Source organism: Helicobacter sp. MIT 14-3879 (genome assembly GCF_003364125.1).
In genome coordinates, this window is record NZ_NXLP01000021.1 from 1 (window position 1) to 21,870 (window position 21,870).

Sequence of the window (21,870 nt, forward strand, 5' to 3'; positions counted from 1 at the left end):
GGATGACAGCAATAATCAAACAAAACATCATAAATATTGCGATTGGTATAAATCACTAAGTTATCAAACCGCAAAGGTTTAAGCCTGATAGTATTAAAGGAGCTTAAGAAAACATATAACGAGAATCTTGACGGTGGTGTACGTGAAGGACCCTTTTGGGTGTTAGTGGGTGCTCTCATGCCTTCTGTTCTTATAGAAATAGGATACAATTCACATCCTGTAGAAGCCCAAAGACTTAAAGATCCAAAATATCAGGTTTTGATTGCTAAGGGCATTGCTAATGGTATTGAAAGTTATGTTAAAAAGAATCCTTAAGATTCTAAAAACTAGCCATTACAATTACACTCACAGAATTATCTTGTTTCAAGTAGGGGAGTTTGCTTGGTAATTGCAACCCGTGTCCAACATGATTATTCCTTAATGATTCAATTTCTAATTGCAAACAAATTTGAAATAATGTAAAATTTAGATTTTGTAAGGATAATCTTACTTTATAGATTCTACAATGATTTAACCTAAAAAGGTTCTTTATGAAAGTAGCAGACATATATGATATATTAAATACTATAAGCCCCTTTGAGCTTCAAGCGAAGTGGGATAATTCTGGCTTGAATATAGGAAGTCCGCACATGCACTGCAGACAAATTTATATAAGTCTTGAGCTTGACTGGCAAGTGGTGGATTGTATTGCTGAATCTAGTTTGCTTATTGTGCATCACCCCCTTATTTTTAAACCTCTACAAGTTATTCACACACAGAGCTATCCTAGTAATCTCATTGCAAAGTGCTTACAAAAAAATATTGCTGTGATTGCTATGCACACTAATTTTGATTTAACGCATTTAAACCAATTTTTTGCTAGCTCTCTACAATTAGAAGAATTGGGTTTCGCTCCAGAATCTAGCAAGGAATTTAGCCTTATTTATACCCACAACACTACGCAATGCGTATCATTGGAATCTCTAGCAAAGCACATTAAACATACCCTTAAGTTAGACTTTTTGCGTTATTCCAAAGGCAGTAATTTTATGCAAGATAATCATGGTTGTATTACTAGAATATTTATCACTTGCGGGAGCAATGCTTCTTCATATCATCTTGCAAAAGGCAATGAATGTGTGATTACAGGTGATATAAAATATCATGATGCCATGATTGCTAATAGCAACGGCATCAGCTTTATTGATATTCCACATTTTGAGAGTGAATGTGTTTTTGCAACACTCCTTGCTAAAACTTTGCAAAAAAGCAATATTCAAGCTATAATTACAGACTCACATAATCCATTTTGTTATATTTGAGGAGATATAAAAATGAGTAACAATTTACAATCTCATAGCTCACAGAATAAAAATTTACAAAAACTTATCGAAGTAAATAAATTTGATTGGGAAGTCTCAAAATTTAACCCCTTGATTGATGAAAAGAGAGCTCCTATTCGTAAAAAAGAACAAGAAAAATCTCAATATATCAAAGAAAAACAAGAATTAGAACAAACCATACATGAAAAACAAGAACTCCTTATTAAAACAGAAGAAGAATTACAAACTGTCACCACAGAATCACAAAAGATTCGAGAAAAGCTAAAAGAGAGCAAAAGCGAGAAAGAAATAAAGAATCTGAGCATGGAAGAAGATATTTTGCGCGAAAAGATTTTAGGATTCAATAATGAAATCTCTAATATAGAAGCTTTTATAGAACAAGCAAAAAGTAAAATTACGACTCTAGATTCCCATATTGAAGAAGCAAACAAAGAAATCGCTGCTATACAAGAGGCTTGTAGCGATGAAATTAACGCTATTAAAAATAGTCAGGACGAAGTGAGTGTAAAAAGACAACAAATCGCACTTGATATGGAGCCCACAGTGTTGCGACTTTATGAAAAAATCAGAAAGTGGGCAGGTAACACAAGCGTTATTCCCCTTTATAAAGATGCTTGTGGAGGATGTTTTATTAGGCTGAATGAAAAAAATCTTATTGATATTCGCAAGGGATATGAAATCGTGCATTGCCCGCATTGCGGCAGAATCTTATATGATAAAGAGATTTATGATAACACAGAAATAAAAGATGAGAAAAATAAAGAACAGGTTTTAAAAGAATCACAACCTCAAGCCTAAGTTCTAACTAAAGATATCTAATGATATTTCTTTACTATACGTTAGCTTGTTTAGCCCATGTCATAGCTTTCCCGATTATCATCTTATTATCTTTTAAAGTAAAATACCAACAAAGTTTAAAGGCTAGATTTCTCTTCCCCAAGAATCATTCCAAAGAATATTATGATTTTTGGCTACATGCCTGTAGCTTGGGAGAAGTCAATTCATTAGCTCCAATTGTAGATTCTATTCCTAAATGCAAATACATATTTTTAAGCGTTATTACATACACAGGTTTTGCACAAGCACATAAACTATTTGGGACAAGAGAAAATATCACTATTGATTATCTGCCTTTTGAGAGTTTTTTACCCTTTGTTGCACCACGATGCAAAAGACTCTTTGTTTTTGAAGCAGAACTTTGGCTAATGCTTTTTTACTGTGCAAAGACAAGAAATGCACACACTAAACTCATTAATGCCCGCATTTCAAGTCGTAGCTTTAAGAGATATTTACGATTTAAGGGGTTTTATCGTCATCTTTTTTCTTATATAGATTCCATATTATGTCAGAGTGTGCGCGATTTAGCAAGGCTAGAACGATTGCATGCAAAAAATATCAGTGTCATTGGAAATATTAAGATTCTCACACCGATAAAGCCAACCAAGCTTTATGCTAAACCACAAAGACTCGTTGTGCTTGCAGCAAGCACACATGCCAAGGAAGAAGAAATAATCCTAGAAGCTTTTAAGAAATTTAGCATGCAATACCATAAATTAGCAGCACAAGATTCTCAAACGCACACATTCAAAAATTTTACGCCACATAATCCCTATAATCATACCGCTATGCAAGATAGTTTTCCCTATTCCTGTGGAGAAGAAAAGACACAAGAAGATTCTTGCAGTAAAGAAGAGTATAAAGAGAGAGTTTTGGAATCTTCTGCTTTAGAATCTAGCCCTGATTCTCAAACAAACCATCATACGGAACTTATGAGAAGTTCATATAACCCTCTGCTCATTATTGCTCCTCGCCATCCAGAAAGATTTGAATTGGTCTATAATCTCTGTCTTAAAGAGTTTAAGACAATAAAATGGAGCAGCCTACTAAATGCTCATCCCGATTCTATACAATCCTCGCAGAATCATTCTACCTGCAACCACACTATACAAGATGTTGGTGAAAAGGGCATACCCCAAATACCTTATCTTGACAATATGGCATCTTCTGTATTGGTGATTGATACATTAGGTGAGCTTATTAATCTTTACGCAATAAGCGATATTGTGATTCTAGGCGGCAGCTTTGAATCTATTGGCGGGCATAATCCCCTAGAGCCGGCTACATTCCACAATATTCTTATCAGTGGAAAGGAAATTTTTAATCAACAGGCATTATTTGCATGTATTCAAAACTATTATCTTGTGAATGCAAATGACATACAAAATATTCTCTTAGAATATAAAAGCCTGCATAAATCATGTATCAATACTAAAATTACTAAAAACATACTTCAAGCAATCTTTGCTTAAGTTATCGTTTGTGCAATGCTAGAACTTGCAATAATCCCAATAAAAGGGCAGGACATTGAGACATCTATCATCAATACAGGAAAACAAGGCATTCAAAATATAAAATGACAATATGTATCATTCATGGACAACAAAGTGATGTGTACTTGGAGATGAAAGCATGCTTAGTACCCGCCATTTAATTGTTAGTCAAAGATGTATGAATGCTAAAAATCAAGCAAATCACGCTTTAACAGCGATAAAGTAGCTTTATAAGGGTTGTTATAAAAAGGTATCTATAAACAAAATAAAAGGGTTTGTGCAGACAAACACAAAGAGGAGTAAGACTTATGATTTGTACCATATCGTATTTTACAATGACAAAGATTCCAAAGAATGCTGAAATTTGTCTTGACTTAATCCCGAAAATCATCACTCCAAAAATAAATGAAAGAGATTGAGAAAATTGCTAAAATGCTCATTATTTTTAAATATTTCTCTTTTATTATTGACTTTATTAGAAAAATTCTATAATAATGTTTGTCGATTTTTAGAAGTAGCAAGAAAAATAATTCCTTTGTCTCGCACCTCTTATAGAGATAAAATAGCTGATTTTTCCACAATAGCAAAGATTAATACATACATCAGTCAAATTCCATGTGGGCATAGCAGATTATTCAGCAAAAAGAGAAAAGTCTCTATAAGATAACAGGAAACCAACCCTGCTTAGTATAACACAACAAGAATAAAACTCCTTAGAATCTTAAACTTGTACCTTGCAATGCAAGGTGAAATAAACACATTTTCAAGGGTTATGTCTCATATATTTTTATCCTCATCCAAAAAATAACATTATAAAAACTCAAGCAAAAAGAGAATTGCAAATCACAAGAGTGTAATTCACACTCCTTAAATGATATAAGATTGTTAATGGTGTGTGTTTAATTAAGCTCATTCGGAAAATAGCCCTAGTTCTACCTTGCCGTTGATGTTAGATAGCACTTTAACTCTTACTGTTTGTCCTATATCTAATTCTGTATTGGCACTTGGAATTCTTAATAATCCATTGCCACCTTGTGGTAATTCTACAAATATTCCAAAATCAAGAATTTTCTTGACTACCCCATCATGCACGGTATCAACCTTATAAAACATTTCTTTACGTTCTTTTTTCTTAAGAATCTCAAAAATATATTCTTTCGCTTCATGCAGAATATCTTGTGAAGCACCGTTAAGAATCACTATGCCTTTTTCTTTATTAAAATTAATGCTAATCCTAAATTTCGTAATAATTTCTTTGATAGTTCTGCCACCCTGCCCGATAATATCAGGAATACGTGCAGTATTAACCGTGAAATCCAAGCTTTGCGGAAGCAAATCATAATTAGGCTGAATGGAAACTTGTCGCATAGATTCAAGGATAGAGAATAAGCCTTCTTGTGCTTGCGTGAAGCTTTCAGCTAGAATCTCTTGACTAATAGAATCTATTTTAATATCAAGCTGCAATGCTGTAAAACCTTTTTCATTGCCTGCGATTTTAAAGTCCATATCACCATCATGGTCCTCTAATCCCATAATATCACTAAGGATTACAAAGTTGCTTTTACTTTCATAAATAAGCCCCATAGCAATGCCAGCCACCATATTGTGCATTTTCACTCCAGCTCCAAGCATAGCTAAAGTAGCTCCACACACACTCGCCATAGAACTTGAACCATTGGACTGTAAAATTTCTGAAACAATACGTAGAGTTGAAGGGGTATCCAACACATTAGATTCGATTGCCTTTAATGCAAGATTACCGTGCCCTATTTCACGCCTACTGCTCGCTCCAATAGGAGCAGCCTCTCCCACACAAAATGGCGGAAAATTATAATGAAAGAAAATCTTTTTCTTTGTCTGTGTAATAATGGTGTCTTCAATCTGAGCATCACTTTGGCTACCTAATGTGCAAGTAACTAAAGCTTGCGTTTCTCCACGCGTAAAACACGCACTCCCATGCGCAAAAGGAAGTGGATTAGATTCTATATTTAATGGACGAATCTGCTTTGGCTTTCTGCCATCTGCCCTCACCCCGCCCTTAAGAATCATTTCACGCATAATATCACGCTTGATACTCTCTACATGTGATTCTATAGAAATAGAATCAGCATTCATCATGTGTGTATCTTCAAGGGATTCATAGTGATTTTTGATAGAAGTAAGCAGTTTATTAAAATGAATTTTACGCTCACTTTTAGAATCTACTAAGAGACATTGTTTTATCTCCTCTGAAAATTCATTAGCAATTTTTTGTTTTAAGAGGGAATCACTATTCATGCGTGTTTGCAAAAGAAACTTAGTCTTTACAAAAGACCTAAAGCAATGGGTATAAAGCTTGGAAATTTGGGCAATATGCTTTCTAGCAAACAGAATAGAATCTAGGAGTAATTCCTTAGGAATTTCATTGCTTTGTTCCGTGATATTATTGACGTTATCGCTAGATTCTACATTCTGATAAGAATCAGAATCGGTGTTTTGTGTGGTTGTTTTAAGCACTTGCATTTCTATCATAGTGAGTTGAGCAATAGATTCTGTCTTGCTGTCTTCTGAATCTGCGTACACACCACTTACAAATAAATCAAGGCTAGAATCTTGCAAACTGATAAGATTGGTTGCTAAAGCAATTTCATTGTGCTTCACCATGCGCACACCAACAGGAATATACTGACAATTTAGCGGAATGCTTGAGCAAAAGAGGCTAATCCCAGCGAGATTCAATGCATCCTTGCAAACATCGCTTTTACCATCATAACTCAATACTAAAAGGCTCATTTGCACAGGATAAGGAAATTTTTTCGGAAATAAAGGACGCAAACTTCTATCTATCAATCGCGAAATAAGGATTTCAGATTCACTAGGCTTACCTTCTTTTTTTACAAAACCTTGTGGAATCTTACCTATGGCATACATTTTTTCAATATATTGAATGGTTAAGGGGATAAAGTCTTCTTGCACTGGGTTATCATAATCCACACACACACTGCACAGAATCATGCTTCCACCAACTTTCTGCATAATACTTACATCGCTTGATTGTGCGTATTTGTTGAGTATATAGTTTTCTGTTTGTCCCCCATTCTGTATTTCTAATGTCCTCATTGCTCTCCTTAAGGTGTTGTGAAATAAACTAACATTATACAATTTTTACTAGTCTTTATTTTCTTTTTAGAGATTTTAGATTAGAATCCTTTATTTTTTGGTGTTATTATGCAAATCATTTCTACCCCTACATGCTGCCATCATTGTAAGCAGGAATATCCCCTTAATGCGCTCAAATTAACAATCATAGACAATAAAGAATATTATTTTTGTTGCAATGGTTGCAAGCTTGCCTTTAGTCTTTTAAAAGAAAATAACTTGGAATCTTTTTATGAAAAATTAGGCGATAATTCCCTGCAAACCAAAGCAATACAAGAGAAGCAAAATGTCATTGACTATAACGCGCCTAGTTTCCAAGCGCAATATATCAAGCAAAAAGGTGAATACCATGAAGTATGCTTGATTGTTGAAGGCATTGTGTGTGCAGCTTGTGTATGGCTTAACGAAAAAATCCTGCAGAGATTACAAGGCATTCATGAAGTTTCTATTAACTACACAAGCTATAAGGCAAAAATCCTTTTTAACCCTCATATAATCAGCTTACAAGAAATAATACATGCGATTGAGGCTATTGGTTACAAAGCCATTGTTTATGATTCTACAAAGCCACAAAGCTTACGTGCAAAAATCGATTCTAATACCTACATTAAGATTATTGTTGCGATATTTTGCACGATGAATATTATGTGGGTAAATGTCGGACAATATAGCGGTCATTTTGCAGGCATTGACATTACTTCTAGCAATATCATGAATCTTGCGAGTTTTATTCTTGCTACACCCACACTTTTTTATTGTGCGAGCGGATTCTATAAACAAGCTTATAAGGGCTTAAAAAATGGCATTATCGGTATGGAAACATTAGTCATTACAGGGACAAGCCTTGTGTATTTTTACTCTATTTTTGCATGGCTTAGTCATAGCGGACATACTTATTTTGAATCTGTTTGTATGATCATCCTTTTTGTTTTGAGCGCGAAATTTTTAGAATCTCTTAGCCGTAAAAAAGCAGGAGATAATCTTGACAAGCTAAATAGCATACTTCCGCTTGAAGCAAGACTAGAGAATGGCAAGGTCATTCCTGTCCATAACGTTAAAAAGCATGATAAACTCCTTGTGTTGCCCGGGGAAATGCTTTCTTGTGATGGCATTCTACTGAGTGAGCATGCGATATTTGATTGTAAAAATATTAGTGGAGAGAGTGAAGAAATTTTTAAAAAAGAAGGTGAATTGCTTGTTGCTGGTTCTATTGCATTGCATAAGCCCCTAATCTATGAGGCAAAAAAGGAATTTAAAAACTCTAGCATGAGCAAGCTAGCAAGACTCCTAGAACAAAGCGAATTTAGCACTCCTCCCATCGCAACTACTGCTTTTAAGATTGCAGGACACTTTAGTAGAATTGTGCTAAGTATTGCTCTCTTGGGATTTCTGTATTATTTTTTTATGGCAAAGAGTAATTTTGAGGAAGCATTACTGATTGCAGTATCTGTCATCGTTATTGCTTGTCCTTGCGCATTAGCTTTGGCTACTCCGCTTGCTAGTGTTGTGGGACTAAATATTGGTTTTAAGAATCATATCATTTTTACTAAAGCGGATTATTTAGAATCCTTAGCGCGCGCTGATACAATTATTTTCGATAAGACGGGAACCCTCACACAGGGCAATATGCAAGTGAAGTTAATAGAAAGATTTAGTGCATTAGATTCTCTTAGTTTAGATTCTGCCACTTCTAATGTGATACCTAAAGATGCTTTAAAACTTATTGCTGGACGTGGTTTTACTGCTTTAGTACATGGGGGAGAAATATTGGCTGGAAGCGAACAGCTCTTTCAAGAATATGGCATTATAGATTCCATGCAATGCACACAATATTGCGACTTGAGAGAATCAAACCTCCAAGATTCTCATCTCATAGACTCCCATGATAAGTCTATAATTATCAATCTTATGCAGAAAAATCCTCACCCTATAGCTAAAGCTATCCTAGAATGCTTGCAAGCAGATTCTACAAACTTCAAGCAATCACCTGCATTGAGTTCTTCGTATGAGCGAGAATCTCTTAAAGAAAGCAGCACAAGATTCTATCTTGCCTACAAGCCTAAGGGAGCTACACAATATCAGCTTGCCTATATTTTCTATTTACAAGATTCTTTAAAAAGTGAGGCAAAAAGTCTTATTCAAACACTAAAACGTTATAAAAAAGAGAGCATGATTCTAAGTGGTGATAGGGAAAGTGTTGTCTCTTATATTGCAAAAAATTTGCAAATAGAATCCTTTTATGCTAATCAAACTCCTGATAAAAAGGCGCAAAGAATCCAAGAACTCATTAAGCAGGGGAAGAAAGTTGTTATGATAGGTGATGGCTTGAATGACTCTTTGGCTTTAAAATATGCGCAAGTTGGTATTGCTATGGGGAGTGGAAGCGAAATTGCTATTGCCAATAGCGATGTCATTATCCTTGATTCTAAACTAAGCACATTATCAGATGCCTTTAGAATCTCACACAAAACCTTGCAACGCATTAAAGAGAATCTTATAATAAGCCTCATCTATAATGTGTTTGCCATTCCTTTTGCGTTATGTGGATTTGTGATTCCCCTCTTTGCAGCAGTATTTATGAGTCTTAGCTCTATTACCGTAATGCTTAATTCATTGCGTCAATAATTTTAGTGCGATTACTCTCTAATACATGGAGATTGATGTTTGTGCTTTTGAATTACTTGAATCTCATTGTTTTGAATGTATTGTGTTATTCACTAACAAAAACATTATAACCTTGATACGCCACACAATAAACTTAGGAATTATATATTGATATTGTTTTTATTTGATTATAATTCAAAATTTTAGATTTGTTGTTACATACATAGTCATCTAAGTGGAGTATTATGAATCCTTATCCCCTGATTTTAAGAGCATTATGTTTTCTCTTATTCCTTTGTTATTCCGTGCAAATATTAGAATCTGCACCCTTAAGTAGCGCGAATAGAAATACCCAAGCAGATTCAAATCCCATTATTCAGTCCGTTCAATTAAAAAATCTCACTTATATGTCAGAAACTCTCGCTAAAGACTTAATTGGTATCAAAGAGGGTGAACGTCTTGATAATGGCAAGGTTGATAAAGCTATTTTAGATTTGTATAAACAAGGTTATTTTAATGATATATACGCGACATTAGAAAATGGAGTACTTACTTTTATTGTAGAAGAGAAACCAGCGATAGCTAGCGTGGAGATTAAGGGCTATGGCACGCAAAGTGAAAAAGACACACTCTATGGACAACTTGGCATAAAAAAGGGTGATACTTATGATGAGCTAAAACTAGAAAAGGCACTTGATACTCTCAAGCAAATGCTTGAATACAAGGGCTATTATGGCAGTGTGATAGAGCCAGAAATTCAAGAGCTAAGTGATGGCAGGGCTTTAGCAATTACCCTGAATGTCAATAGAGGAAATTCTATTATTATAGAAAAAAGCTATTATGAGGGTGCAGAAAAGCTTAAAAAACGCAAAATAGAATCTTTGAGCGCAAATAAGCAAAGAGATTTTATGGGATGGATGTGGGGATTAAATAATGGAAAACTCATGCTAAGTGAGTTAGAATTAGACCCCTTAAGAATTCAAGATGCTTACATGCGTAATGGGTTTTTAGACGCAAATGTGTCTAATCCTCTACTTTCTGTAAATATGACAAATCATAAAGCACAACTTTACTACAATATCAAAGAAGGAAATCAATACACAGTCAAAGACGTTGAATTTATTATTGATGAAGAACATAAGGAATTGATAACTGACAAGGAACTCAGAAAAAACCTCACTACAAAAATTGGCAATATTCTTAATATTCAAAATGTGCGCAATGATTCTCAAACTATCAAGCTAAAAATAGCTGATTTAGGCTATGCTTATGTCGCTGTGAATCCAGACTTACGCAAAGATGCAGAGAAGCAAGAAGTAGTCGTTGTCTATTACATAGATTTTGGCAAGAAAGTCCATATCAATGATGTCCTTATCTCTGGCAATACGCGTACAGGAGACAGAATTATTAGACGTGAAATACTCATTGCACCAGGAGATGTCTATTCTCTAGGCAAGATTCAAGAAAGTGAAGTAGCCCTGAAGCGTATGGGCTACTTTGAAAATGTACGTATTGATGAAAAACGTATTAGCGATGATTCTATGGATTTGGTTGTTAATGTAACAGAAGGACGCACAGGTGAGCTTACCTTCGGGATAGGCTATGGGAGTTTTTATGGTTTAATGGTTAATGCAAGTGTGAATGAACGTAATCTTTTTGGTAGTGGTTTTGGTGCAAGTGTGTATGCAAATGTGAGCTTTGGTGGAGATTTTTCCTATTATCGTGGGGGTAATAACTTTTTTACGGCTACACAACAGGCATTCAATATCAGTCTGACAAATCCACGTATTTTAGATTCTAAATGGAGCTTGGCTTTAAATGTCTATTATAGCCGTTATCTGAATTATGTTTATACGCAGCAAAGCATTGGTGGTGGATTCACAGTAGGAAGGTTATTAGCCCCTACTTTACGTCTTAATGTAGGTTATGATATTAACAAGACAGATACTTTTGGATTCTTTAATCTTTACACAGGACAAGCACAACCACAGTATCAAAAATATTATGATACAGGCAATATTGACTATACAATCAATAATCCAAATTTTTTACCTAATTCTGCAACGGCAAATGCTAATGGTATATGCGATACAACAATAGGCACTGATTGTTCTAATAATACAACAGATGGTCTTATCAAGCTGCGCACACAAGGGTTATGGGATAGAAGTTACTCAGGCTGGCATAATGCCCCCATTAAAAGCTCTATTACGCCAAGTCTTGTCTTTGATAACACAGATGACTACTACTTTCCTAAAAACGGCAACTCTACTACTATCTCACTCAATATTGCGGGTGTAGGTGGCGATGTGTTTTATACGAAACTCTATGCTAAAACCGGATTTTATTTTGATTTAAGCAAATGGATGAAACTTGATTTTATTGCACGTTATAAAGCACAGGGAGGTTATCTTTTCCGTTATAATGAAAATCACTTCCTTCCACTTAATGACACCTTTTATATGGGTGGTGTGGGAACTATTCGAGGGTATTCTAGCTATTCGATTACGCCGCTTGATGGCGACCAATTACGTGTTGGGGGTGATGGAATCTTCACAAATTCCTTTGAGTTAAGCTACGGACTTATCCCTAGTGCGAAAATGCGTGTTTCACTTTATGTAGATTATGGCATTTTGACTTATCACGGTGTAAATGGGGCGGCAAATTTTAAGCAATATGGTACTGTGACAGGACAAACAAGTTATCTACAAAGAGGTGCTGCCGGGATAGCTATTGAGTGGGTATCGCCCATGGGACCCATTGTCCTAGTTTTCCCTATGCTTTGGTATGGACCCACAGACCCAGAGGGCATAGGGGCTAATAAATTATTCTCTTATGGTACAGCAGGAGATATTCGCGCAAGCGGGGGTTACCTTACAAATTATCCAAGCTTCTTTGAATTTACTATGGGAACGAGATTTTAATTTATTGCCCTGTAAGTCAAAACCTTTTATAAGAATAAAACTCAAGCTATTTTTTGATTCTGTCCAGATTCTCTATGGTATGTTTTTAGGTTAAAATTCCCCAATAAGATTTATGCCTGCTCTATTTAATAACAATAAAAGAACCATCACGCTTATTCCACTTAAGATACCACTTAGCACACCACTCAAAACAAATCCCAATATTCTATTTTGTTCTAAATGATAAAGCCGAGAAATAATGCTAGGCTTATAATAATCGTAGATTCTAAGGAACACACAAGAAAATAGTGCCTTGAGAATAAAATCCTGCCAATGAGTAAAAACCACTAGGCAAATACAAAACAGACTTGCAATACATTGCTCTACCACTAAAGAATCTAATGTGAAGCAATCTTTTTGTCTTTCCCTAGATTGTGCCTGTTCTTGTGTTATTGATTCTTTATCATTATCAGTGTCGCTACATAGGTTTCTATCGGTGTACGCCTCGCTAGATTCTCTTTCTTTATCCTTTCGCAATGTTTTATACACAAAGGCTGTGAAAAAGAGTGTTAATAAAAAAGCACTCTCGCGATTATAGAGGATTATAGGATAAGCTATTAATAATCCTATGATATTAGCTAAGATCTTACGTAACCATAATTGCGGGATTACTCCTAAGATAAAAAGATTTCCCAATGTAGTGTTGTGATTTTTCATCATGACCTCATCTTTGATTACAAAATTTAAAGAGTAGATGATATAACAGCATAAGAAAAGTTATAGCTGACTTTACCAAAATTTGCAATTGTCAAATCGACAACAATATGTTTTTGTAGAAAAATAGGAGGCTTTTGAAATGCAATGAGATAGCCTATAGCGTATTGATTCTCTAAGACCAAAATGTCATCTAGCTCTTCTGTTTGTACCTGTCGTATCCATACAGGTTTTTTATTAAACATGCTGATTTGTAGAGAATCGGGTAAAACCACATCTTCGGAATCATTGAAAATTTCTAAAAAAAAATATTCTCTGCCGCTATAAATAAGATTGTCTAAGTCATTAAGATAAGTTAATCTCGTTGCGATTTTAAGCTCATTATCATCAGATGTAAAGAGACCTATGCGACTGCTTTGTGTAAGTGTTTGCGGGGATATTTTGATGTGTTTTATTTCAGAAAAATATGAAGAACAGCCGCACAAGAATAGTCCGGTTATCAATCCTACCCCTATAAAAGCCCTAAAGATTTTAAACAACACGTGAGGTAAAATAGAATGAAGCATACATAAACTTTCTAATGAGATATTACAGATTCTAGCAAATTTGATATTAGAATTCTCTAAATTGATGTTTGAAGTTGCTTTTATGTTGTTGAAAAAATATTTTTCACTAAAGGACATTTTCATCTAAACTTAAAATACCACATGTTATAAACTTTATCAGAGTTTTGTGTATAAACATTTTTGCGCTTTACATGCAAAAAGCACAAAAATTAAAACAATATGATGTTTTATCTTTATAAAGAATGTTGTGCGCATTGTATCAAGAAAATAGAGAGCTTGTAGAATAGGCGAAGTTCAATCTCAAGCAAAGAGTAGCAACATTGCACAATATAGGGGAATAAAATTTTTATTTACCATTTTTGTTTATAAAGTATCAGCACAAGAGAGAATCTTTGTGTCATTACGTGTTGAATCTTTGATGATGAATTCTTGTGTGTCTTTATCTTTTTTCAGCAAAATAACAAGATAACAAGCCAATTAAGAATAAATAAGGATACCCAAGGGTTTATTAGCATTGCTCTAAACACATTATAATTAGCAATAATTATAATCTTTAAGTGAGAACAAGTCATGCAACTCCAAACCCTGTATAATCTAGCTAATATTTTCTCTACGCACACATATATTCATTCTATTTCACGCATTGATGATAATGTGATTGCTATACGACTTGATGACACGCATTATTGTATAGATTTATGCAAATCCAATCCAAGTGTCTATATCAAAGAGAATCCCTTAAAAACCAAGTCTTATAACGCTCCTTTCGATATTGCACTGCATAAATACTTATCTAAAGCAAAGATTCAGCAAAGCAGGCTTGATGGCATGAATAAAATCATTATTCTTGTGTGTCAAATCAAGAATAAGTATAAAGAAGAGATAATTTATCTGCATTTAGAGTTTATTAATCGCTCAACAAATGCTATTATCGTCTCTGATAATAGGATTGTTTCTGCATTAAGATTCTCTAATGCTAATCGCGTGATTATGCCCAAAGCCCCTTTTGTTCCTGTACCTCAACCTCACTTTACCAAAAAACTTGTGCAAGAAGAAAAGGCAGCTTTCTTACAATCTCTCAGACAACATTACCAAGTGATGCAAGATTCTCTCTTAGAGCAAAAAAGGAGTGCTTTATTACAAACACTGCAGGTTAAATGCCGCAAGCTAGAATCTATTCTTAATTCTTTGCCTCCTACTAGTCAATTAGAGTGTCAAAGAGACACAACTCTATTGCTTGCAAATTACATTCTTGCTCATTTAGATGAGATTGCACCTTATAGCACAGAGATTGCGATTGATAATATACATTATGAAATTCCTAAGGAATCAAAGCCGTCCATTGCGAGCCAAAAATTATTTCAACAAAGCAAGAAACTCAAGCAAAAAATCGCACACATACATTTGCAAAGAGAAAACTTAGAATCCAAAATTACATTTCTATACAATCAAATGTCTTTTGTGCGCTGTGCCAACTTGGAGGAATTAAACATTTTAAGGCAAAAAAAAGCAATAGCAAAAAGCAATAGCAAAAAGCAATTTGAGAACTTTTATGTTGATGGAATCTGCATCAGTATAGGGAGGAATGAGAGTGAGAATATTCGTTTATTGCAAATGGCTAAAGCAGACTTTCTCTGGATGCATCTTAGAGACATTCCTTCCTCTCATTTGATTATCCATGCCAACAAAGTCAATCCCCATATTTTGGAATATGCTGGAATAATTCTTGCTAGGCTTTGTGGAATAAAAGATAATAAAACTGTGATAGACTATACAAGACGTAGGTTTGTAAAAATACTACAGGGCGCAAATGTAGTTTATTCTAAAGAGAAAACCTTGCATTTGCATTTAGAATAAAACCTTATCTAAGGAGTAGATTATGGCACTTAATTCTATCGGGAATCTTACCTATATTAATCAAGCAAGTAGTGCGACTTCTGCTATTCAGGCAAATAGTATGCCGCATCAAACCCCACTTAATCACAATATATTTCATGAGCAAATGCAAAAAGTAGAGGAAGTTCGACCCACTGAACAAACTCACAAAACAGAGGATAGGGAAGGTAATGGTAAAAGAGAGTTCGAGGAGAAAGAACAAGAAAATCAGACAGAAAACGAACAAGAATTTGAAGAAGCAATGATGCTAGCACAAGATTCTAAAAGCAACACCCATAATTCCACATCACAACGTAAAAAAATTACTCTAAAAGAACGTGTTGTTACGGAGGATACGATGCTTATGCGTCCAGAATCCTATCTATTAGATGTTAAAGGGTAATGTCTTTAAGCTAAGTTTATTTGGTTTTGAAATCTAATCAATTTATTGTGATGATAGATTTCATCTTTGCTAATATCATGCCAATGCAACTGCATATTGAATGTCATCATGGAACACTTGTCTTGTGTGGGGTTTCTTAAATAAGCAATAAGTTATAGAGGAATGAGGTTAAACCAATAAAGCCTATGCACATCACATAAACAACTACATTTCTTCCTTTTACCAAACTTTACTTTTAACAACAAAACCATTTTTAGATAGCCAATATACAAGGATTTATCTGCATACAAGATATTATGTCGGAATCCTTTGGAATGAAGAAAGGAGAGCATGACATTAACGCAAAACATAAAAGAGAATAATAAAGAGCTTATAAAACACAAAATCTTAAATGAAGTGAGTTATGCCCGCAAACAAAAGAAGTATAAAGAGAGCAAACCAAACTTATAAGATTATACAAATAAGCTACCATAATTTAAGCGATAATGAAATAACACAGAATGACTATTGTATAAGTGAGTTCATATAAGGAAACATAGCAATAATCAACAGCTTACAACTAATCCAAATAGATTTGTAGAAATTGCTTAGAAAGCAAACAAATTTAAACGGCATGAGAGAATTTTCTAAGAATTACAAATAAAACTTTCGCATTTTTGCAGAGGAAAATAAACATATTATGTAATTTTATAACTATTGGTATCCACAAAGAGACGAGAAAAGAGAGAAGTACAAGCAGAATTGTAAATAGTAGCAAGAGCCTAGAGGAAAGACAGCAAGAAAGCATTGCAAATCCAATAAAATGGCTCACAAACTTGTAGGTAAATTTGCCCATAATATTTTTGTCATTGACATCAAGACATTTTCTATAACAAGACGCAATCTTCACAAATCAATTCTCCATATTCTTTAAAATAAACATTTTTGCCAATGTAAGATGATATAACTTCAGCTAGTTTTAAATTAAAGCTTCTCTGCTTCATTAAGTCTTGCAATCTCTTAATGCTTTGTGTAAATATTTTTACTAAGCAAAAAACTTTACAAACAAATCTATTTATTAAAAGCTTGATTTTCTGCACATTTAAGTGTGAAGTAGGAATATTATAGACAATGTGTTTTATGTATCATCTATGATTTGAGATTGGAAAACTAATACGAGATTGTGAAATAACTAAACCTTAATCAAACAAAAAGCCTTTTTGACTCTCTACTTACACCCACCTTACCTTTTCGCAAAGAAAGAAGAATTGAGAATCTTTATACAACACACTTTTTTATGGATAAATAGATAGTATGTCAAAATAAAACTCCTGTAACTCGCCCTATTAATCTTTACAAGAATATGCTAATCTAGCATATTTGTTTTACCTTAAAGCTCTTAATATGTGGAAAAATATGCGCTCTAATAAAAAATCTCATAAATCACAAAAGACCAACACCTCCTCTACTACAGAATCAGAATCTTTTTGCTTAACAAATCCTCAAGAGATTCTCAAGCTACAATCTCTCATTCTCAAGCTTAGTCTTGATGATTTTATTATCCAATTCAGTCAATATTTTGCTCGCATCATTACTCCTAAAACTCAAGAAATCAATACCCAATCCTATGATTCTCATCTAAATTCCATTATTTCATTCCAATTCTTAACCCATATTCTAAACATTACAGATTCTAAAAAAATGCAATACCTTATCCATTACTTTAATACAACGCAGCATAGTGCTATAAACTTACCCATACTTCCACATATAAGAGAATTAGATCAGCAATTAGCATGGCTTAAGAAGGGGGCAAACCTTAGTATGCAAGAGATTATTGCATGCACGCAAATAGTCAAATTCTTTTATGATTTACAAAAGCTAGATTCTGCAACTAGTCCTCATAAAAAAGACTTTGGAGCAATAGTTTCTTTAACAAATCAATCTAGTCAAGATTTCGAAACAGAATCCCAAAAATTCTTTTCAGAATACATACAAAGCTTTACATTTAGCGATGAGATTTGTTGTTTGCTTACTTATTTTATTTTTGAGAATAGTCATCAAGATAATCCTGCGCAATATATCAAAAGAGGAGTAGATAAAGAACTAGATTCTTATCGTGATAATTTAGAATCTAAGCTTAAAGATAAAGAAATAAGGCTATGTCAAATTCTTACTATTCCCAGCCTACAAGAATTCCTTATTGACACGCAAATCCACAGAATCCAAGATAATATGGCATTATTAGTCCGAGCTGGTTTTGCTAATATCCTTCCAGCAAGGACTATTGCACGTTCTAATCGCGGTTTCTTCTATATTGTTCCCTTATCTTTAGAATCCCTACAACAAGAAATTTATCTTCTACAAGATAAAATTGAACAAAGAGTAGCATTCCTAGCAAAAGAATATAGCAGCATTTATAGAAAACATTTGCATTTTCTGCGTTATGTTAATAAAGAATTTGATTGCATGGATAAGGTTATTGCTAGAGTTCGGTTTGCTAGAGAGTATGATTTAGAATTTGTTTTTCCTTATAATATCTCTCAAGCTCATGGCACAAATACATCAAAAGAAAATACACCATATTCTATTGTCTTACACGAATATATACATCCAAGTTTAAAAAAGCCCAAGCCTCTTAGTATTAATTTTTCAAAGAATCTCCTTCTAATCACAGGCGTAAATGCTGGCGGTAAAACTATGTTATTAAAAAGTATTTTAAGTGCATTATTTTGTACAAAATATCTTTTACCGTTTAGAATTAATCCGCATAAATCTCATATTCCTTCAATTAAGAATATAGCTATCATTGCCCAAGACCCTCAAGATAGTAATCAAGACATTTCTACATTTTCGGGGAGAATCAAAGAGTTTAATGAAATTTTACCTCTACAAGAACTTATTGTAGGCATTGATGAAATTGAAAGAGGTACAGACGCAAGCGAGGCTGCAAGTCTCTATAAGGTATTATTAGATTCTCTCTTAGAAAATCATGCCAAGATTATCGTTACTACACACCATAAGCATCTTGCATCGCTTATGGCAGGTAATCCACAAACACAGCTAATGGCTGCGCTCTATGATGTTAAAAGCGCACGACCCCAATACGAATTTATTGATGGTATTGGAAAAAGTTATGCTATGGAATGTGCTGCTTTTTATGGAATCCCCAAGAATCTTATTGCTAAAGCAAGGGAGCTACATGGGAGTGAGGCAAATCGGCTGGAGAGATTGATTGAAGAATCAAATTACCAAATCACAAAAAATAAGCAACACGCCCTTCGTTTAGAATCTCTTATAGAGCAAAAAAATCTTGAATTACAAAAATTAGAACAAGATAAAGTTGCACTCAAAAAGCAGTTTGAAACGCAAAGTCTCAAACTTAAAAGGCACTATCATGAGGCAATCAAAGAAATTAAAATGTTAGCAAGAGAGGCAAACGCGCAAACATCAACTTCACAAAAACAAGATACACTAAGAGATATTCATAAACTTCTTAACAAGGCACATAAACAAAGAAAGCAAGAACCCAATATCAGAATCCAAAGCAACAAAGTTTATAATATTGGTACATGGGTAAAATATCATGGCAATCTTGCAAAAATCATCGCTAAAGATGAAATTTTGCAAACCAATCACTCTTCTATGAATCCTAAGAATAAAGATTCTCAAAAAACACAGCTCTATACCATTGAACTCAATAATGGCGTGCGATTAAAGTCTATTTCGTCCATAGAATTAGAAAATGCAGAATCTACGCTAAAAAAACAAAAAATAATACAGACTTCTTATACACTGCAGGCGGATATTCAAGCTAGCACGAGACTTGATTTGCATGGTCATACAGCCCAAGAAGCCATAGCAAGCTTGGAGGAATTTTTCAATCAAGCCCTTATGGCAAAATTCCATGAGGTGCTTATTGTGCATGGTATAGGGAGCGGCACATTACAACGCATTGTGATAGAATATTTAGAAAATGCAGATTTTGTTCGTGGTTTTGTTAATGCGCCAGCAAACATGGGTGGAATGGGTGCAAAAATTGTCTATTTACACTGACCTATCTATTGATAATTAATTAAATTTCCGCCAATCTGCAACACATCTCAATCAATAATTTTTATAGAATCTATTGCTTTTGATTCTATCATACTCTTTAATATGTCCAGTACTTGCGTGATAATTTTCTCTTGTGTGTAAGAATCTAATTTATCTTTTATATCAGGAATAAATACATAACGGTTATCTCTTGTCCCCCATCTGCCTGTGTCCCATTCTGCATACAACCCTAAGGTTGGAATGTGAAGATTTGAAGCAACATGAATACTCCCGGTGCTAGGGCTAATCAGGCAACTCATCTCTTTGATTATAGCTACAAGATTCAGTATATCATCATTATTGGCAAATACAATCAGGGAGGAGAGATTGCCCTCATAATGATTGATTTTCTCCATAAAGTCCTTATGCACTTGGGGATAAGTAACAACAAGTGGAATACATTGTGGAATCTGAGTAATTTTTTCCATTAACTTTAACCAATAAGGCATAGTGAGACTAAAGAGATTATTGACATTGAAAGGATTAATCATAATAAGATAAGGATTTATGGTTTGCATAGATTTTAAGTGAGGTAAGTGAGAGTTTGTTAAAACTGTTGTGTCTCTATTTTGAGAATGTTTTGGAGATTTTGCAAGATGTATTCTCACAGATTCCAAAGATTGCAGTAAAAACTCTTGGGCGCGTGTTTTATATGTTTCTCCAACATGCAACATTGAATCTTTAAAATCTAAACTTGCAATATGCACATCAAACACTTTGGGTTTAATTCTTCTGACAAAATGCAGCATAATATCTTCATGCCTCATGTTGCGATATTTATTAAAAAAATAAATTGGCACAGTCTTGCAACGGTATGATAAAAGAGTGAGTAATTTTGTGGCACAAATAATATAACGCGCATTACTCGATAAAAGAAAACGAATATGTGTTTTAATGGCAGTACTAGCAATAAGATAATCACAATGGTATTGATTAATAATTTCTAATTGTAACTTTTGATTCTGCATCATTCCATTTTCTAAATCGCCCAAATCAAGGGATTCATCAATATACTCACAATATCTAAAAAGATTGTGAGTCATAGAATTACCAAAAACAATAAGCTTGCATTGATAAATCTTCTTTAATGAGAATAGTGCTTTGATATAACCTATGCTAGCACCTAATTCTTTTTTATAACAAACAAGCCCAACAATCATAATTTTCTTATCCTTTAGCTCAATCAAGCAAAAATGCTTTATGCTTAGAATCTATTCACGTTGTTTCATTGTATTGGCATCTTTTCTAACGTGTTGATTAGTCGTTGTATTCAAAGAGAATATCTGTGTTGCCTCATCTCTCCTTACTATCTTCCAATAATTTACTTGATACAAAGAGCTTATCCCTGCAGGCTAGCTAGATACACCATTAAGCGTTACAGGGAGATACAAAAAACACACTTGATTGACATAGCTAGTATCTCACTTCAGATGTGAATTATCACCTGTGAGGATAAGAGATAAATGCAGAATCTGCAGCTAAATCTCTGAAATATTCCTCTCACGGTTACTCTACCCAATAGACAGACTATCAAATGTCAAAATGACCCATAGATACTATCAATTATTACACGATGTACCCATTTAACGCATTTGATTGCATTCCTAAAACACAAACGATTGGCGCATAATATTATCAAAATTTTGCTAAATTCCACTTTGGAATAGAAATCTCGGGGACAATAATTTGAAAAATTTAGCTTTCACAAGGTAACAAGCAGGAATGTATAACACAGAATTTAGATTCTTAAATATTATCATTGTGAGACTTACTTTGATCTTCGCAAGAATACTATAAAATGAGAATCTTCAAAGCCTTAATAAGACCAAAAATGAAAAGATTCTAAAATCTAGAATCTCTCCAACACATATTCTTGTGTTAGCTATTTTAGCAAGAAATCTTGACAAAAGAATTTTGCCTAATCTTATAGACTACAAACAA

At 34.1% G+C, this 21,870-nt stretch carries 12 protein-coding genes and 1 pseudogene; 9 read left to right on the top strand and 4 right to left on the bottom strand.

Annotated elements, in window-relative coordinates:
* Positions 1-63: 63 nt before the first annotated feature.
* From CQA44_RS08615 to CQA44_RS08635, 4 genes and pseudogenes are all read left to right on the top strand, one after another.
* Positions 64-315, top strand: a pseudogene (locus tag CQA44_RS08615) (N-acetylmuramoyl-L-alanine amidase); the annotation flags it as partial.
* Positions 316-530: 215 nt separating this feature from the next.
* Positions 531-1,301, top strand: coding sequence for a Nif3-like dinuclear metal center hexameric protein (locus CQA44_RS08625; RefSeq protein WP_115546864.1), 771 nt, complete (start codon positions 531-533; stop codon positions 1,299-1,301).
* 12 nt (positions 1,302-1,313) lie between these two features.
* Positions 1,314-2,120: a zinc ribbon domain-containing protein gene (locus CQA44_RS08630; protein ID WP_115546865.1), complete on the top strand. Its 807-nt coding sequence runs from the start codon at positions 1,314-1,316 to the stop codon at positions 2,118-2,120.
* Positions 2,121-2,140: 20 nt separating this feature from the next.
* Positions 2,141-3,631, top strand: coding sequence for a 3-deoxy-D-manno-octulosonic acid transferase (locus CQA44_RS08635; RefSeq protein ID WP_115546866.1), 1,491 nt, complete (start codon positions 2,141-2,143; stop codon positions 3,629-3,631).
* Positions 3,632-4,561: 930 nt separating this feature from the next.
* Here CQA44_RS08635 and CQA44_RS08645 read toward each other — a convergent pair.
* Entirely contained in the window at positions 4,562-6,751 is a 2,190-nt protein-coding gene (locus CQA44_RS08645; RefSeq protein ID WP_115546868.1) for a polyribonucleotide nucleotidyltransferase, read from the bottom strand.
* Positions 6,752-6,859: 108 nt separating this feature from the next.
* Here CQA44_RS08645 and CQA44_RS08650 point away from each other — a divergent pair, with 108 nt between their 5' ends.
* Together CQA44_RS08650 and bamA are read left to right on the top strand one after the other, a co-directional pair.
* Positions 6,860-9,415 carry a heavy metal translocating P-type ATPase gene (locus CQA44_RS08650; protein ID WP_115546869.1) on the top strand — a complete coding sequence of 852 codons (2,556 nt, stop codon included), beginning with the start codon at positions 6,860-6,862 and terminating at the stop codon, positions 9,413-9,415.
* Between the two features lie 224 nt (positions 9,416-9,639).
* A complete protein-coding gene (gene bamA, locus CQA44_RS08655; RefSeq protein WP_115546870.1) occupies positions 9,640-12,318 on the top strand; it encodes an outer membrane protein assembly factor BamA in 2,679 nt (892 codons plus the stop codon).
* Positions 12,319-12,408: 90 nt separating this feature from the next.
* On the opposite strand, the gene CQA44_RS08660 is transcribed toward bamA, so the two are convergent.
* Both CQA44_RS08660 and CQA44_RS08665 read right to left on the bottom strand, forming a co-directional pair.
* A complete protein-coding gene (locus CQA44_RS08660; protein WP_115546871.1) occupies positions 12,409-13,017 on the bottom strand; it encodes a hypothetical protein in 609 nt (202 codons plus the stop codon).
* A 23-nt stretch (positions 13,018-13,040) separates the two neighbouring features.
* Positions 13,041-13,700 (bottom strand): hypothetical protein, encoded by a 660-nt coding sequence (locus CQA44_RS08665; RefSeq protein WP_258864963.1) that lies wholly within the window; start codon positions 13,698-13,700, stop codon positions 13,041-13,043.
* 447 nt (positions 13,701-14,147) lie between these two features.
* Between CQA44_RS08665 and CQA44_RS08670 the strand changes: the two genes are divergently transcribed.
* The 3 genes from CQA44_RS08670 (at position 14,148) to CQA44_RS08680 (ending at position 19,890) form a co-directional block, all read left to right on the top strand.
* Positions 14,148-15,434 (top strand): NFACT family protein, encoded by a 1,287-nt coding sequence (locus tag CQA44_RS08670; RefSeq protein WP_115546872.1) that lies wholly within the window; start codon positions 14,148-14,150, stop codon positions 15,432-15,434.
* 22 nt (positions 15,435-15,456) lie between these two features.
* Positions 15,457-15,855 (top strand): hypothetical protein, encoded by a 399-nt coding sequence (locus tag CQA44_RS08675; protein ID WP_115546873.1) that lies wholly within the window; start codon positions 15,457-15,459, stop codon positions 15,853-15,855.
* Between the two features lie 1,383 nt (positions 15,856-17,238).
* Positions 17,239-19,890, top strand: coding sequence for a Smr/MutS family protein (locus CQA44_RS08680; RefSeq protein ID WP_115546874.1), 2,652 nt, complete (start codon positions 17,239-17,241; stop codon positions 19,888-19,890).
* A 47-nt stretch (positions 19,891-19,937) separates the two neighbouring features.
* Here the strand turns inward: CQA44_RS08680 and CQA44_RS08685 are convergent, their stop codons facing one another.
* On the bottom strand, positions 19,938-21,116 hold the full coding sequence (locus CQA44_RS08685; RefSeq protein WP_147289771.1) for a glycosyltransferase family 9 protein: 1,179 nt from the start codon (positions 21,114-21,116) through the stop codon (positions 19,938-19,940).
* Positions 21,117-21,870: the final 754 nt, after the last annotated feature.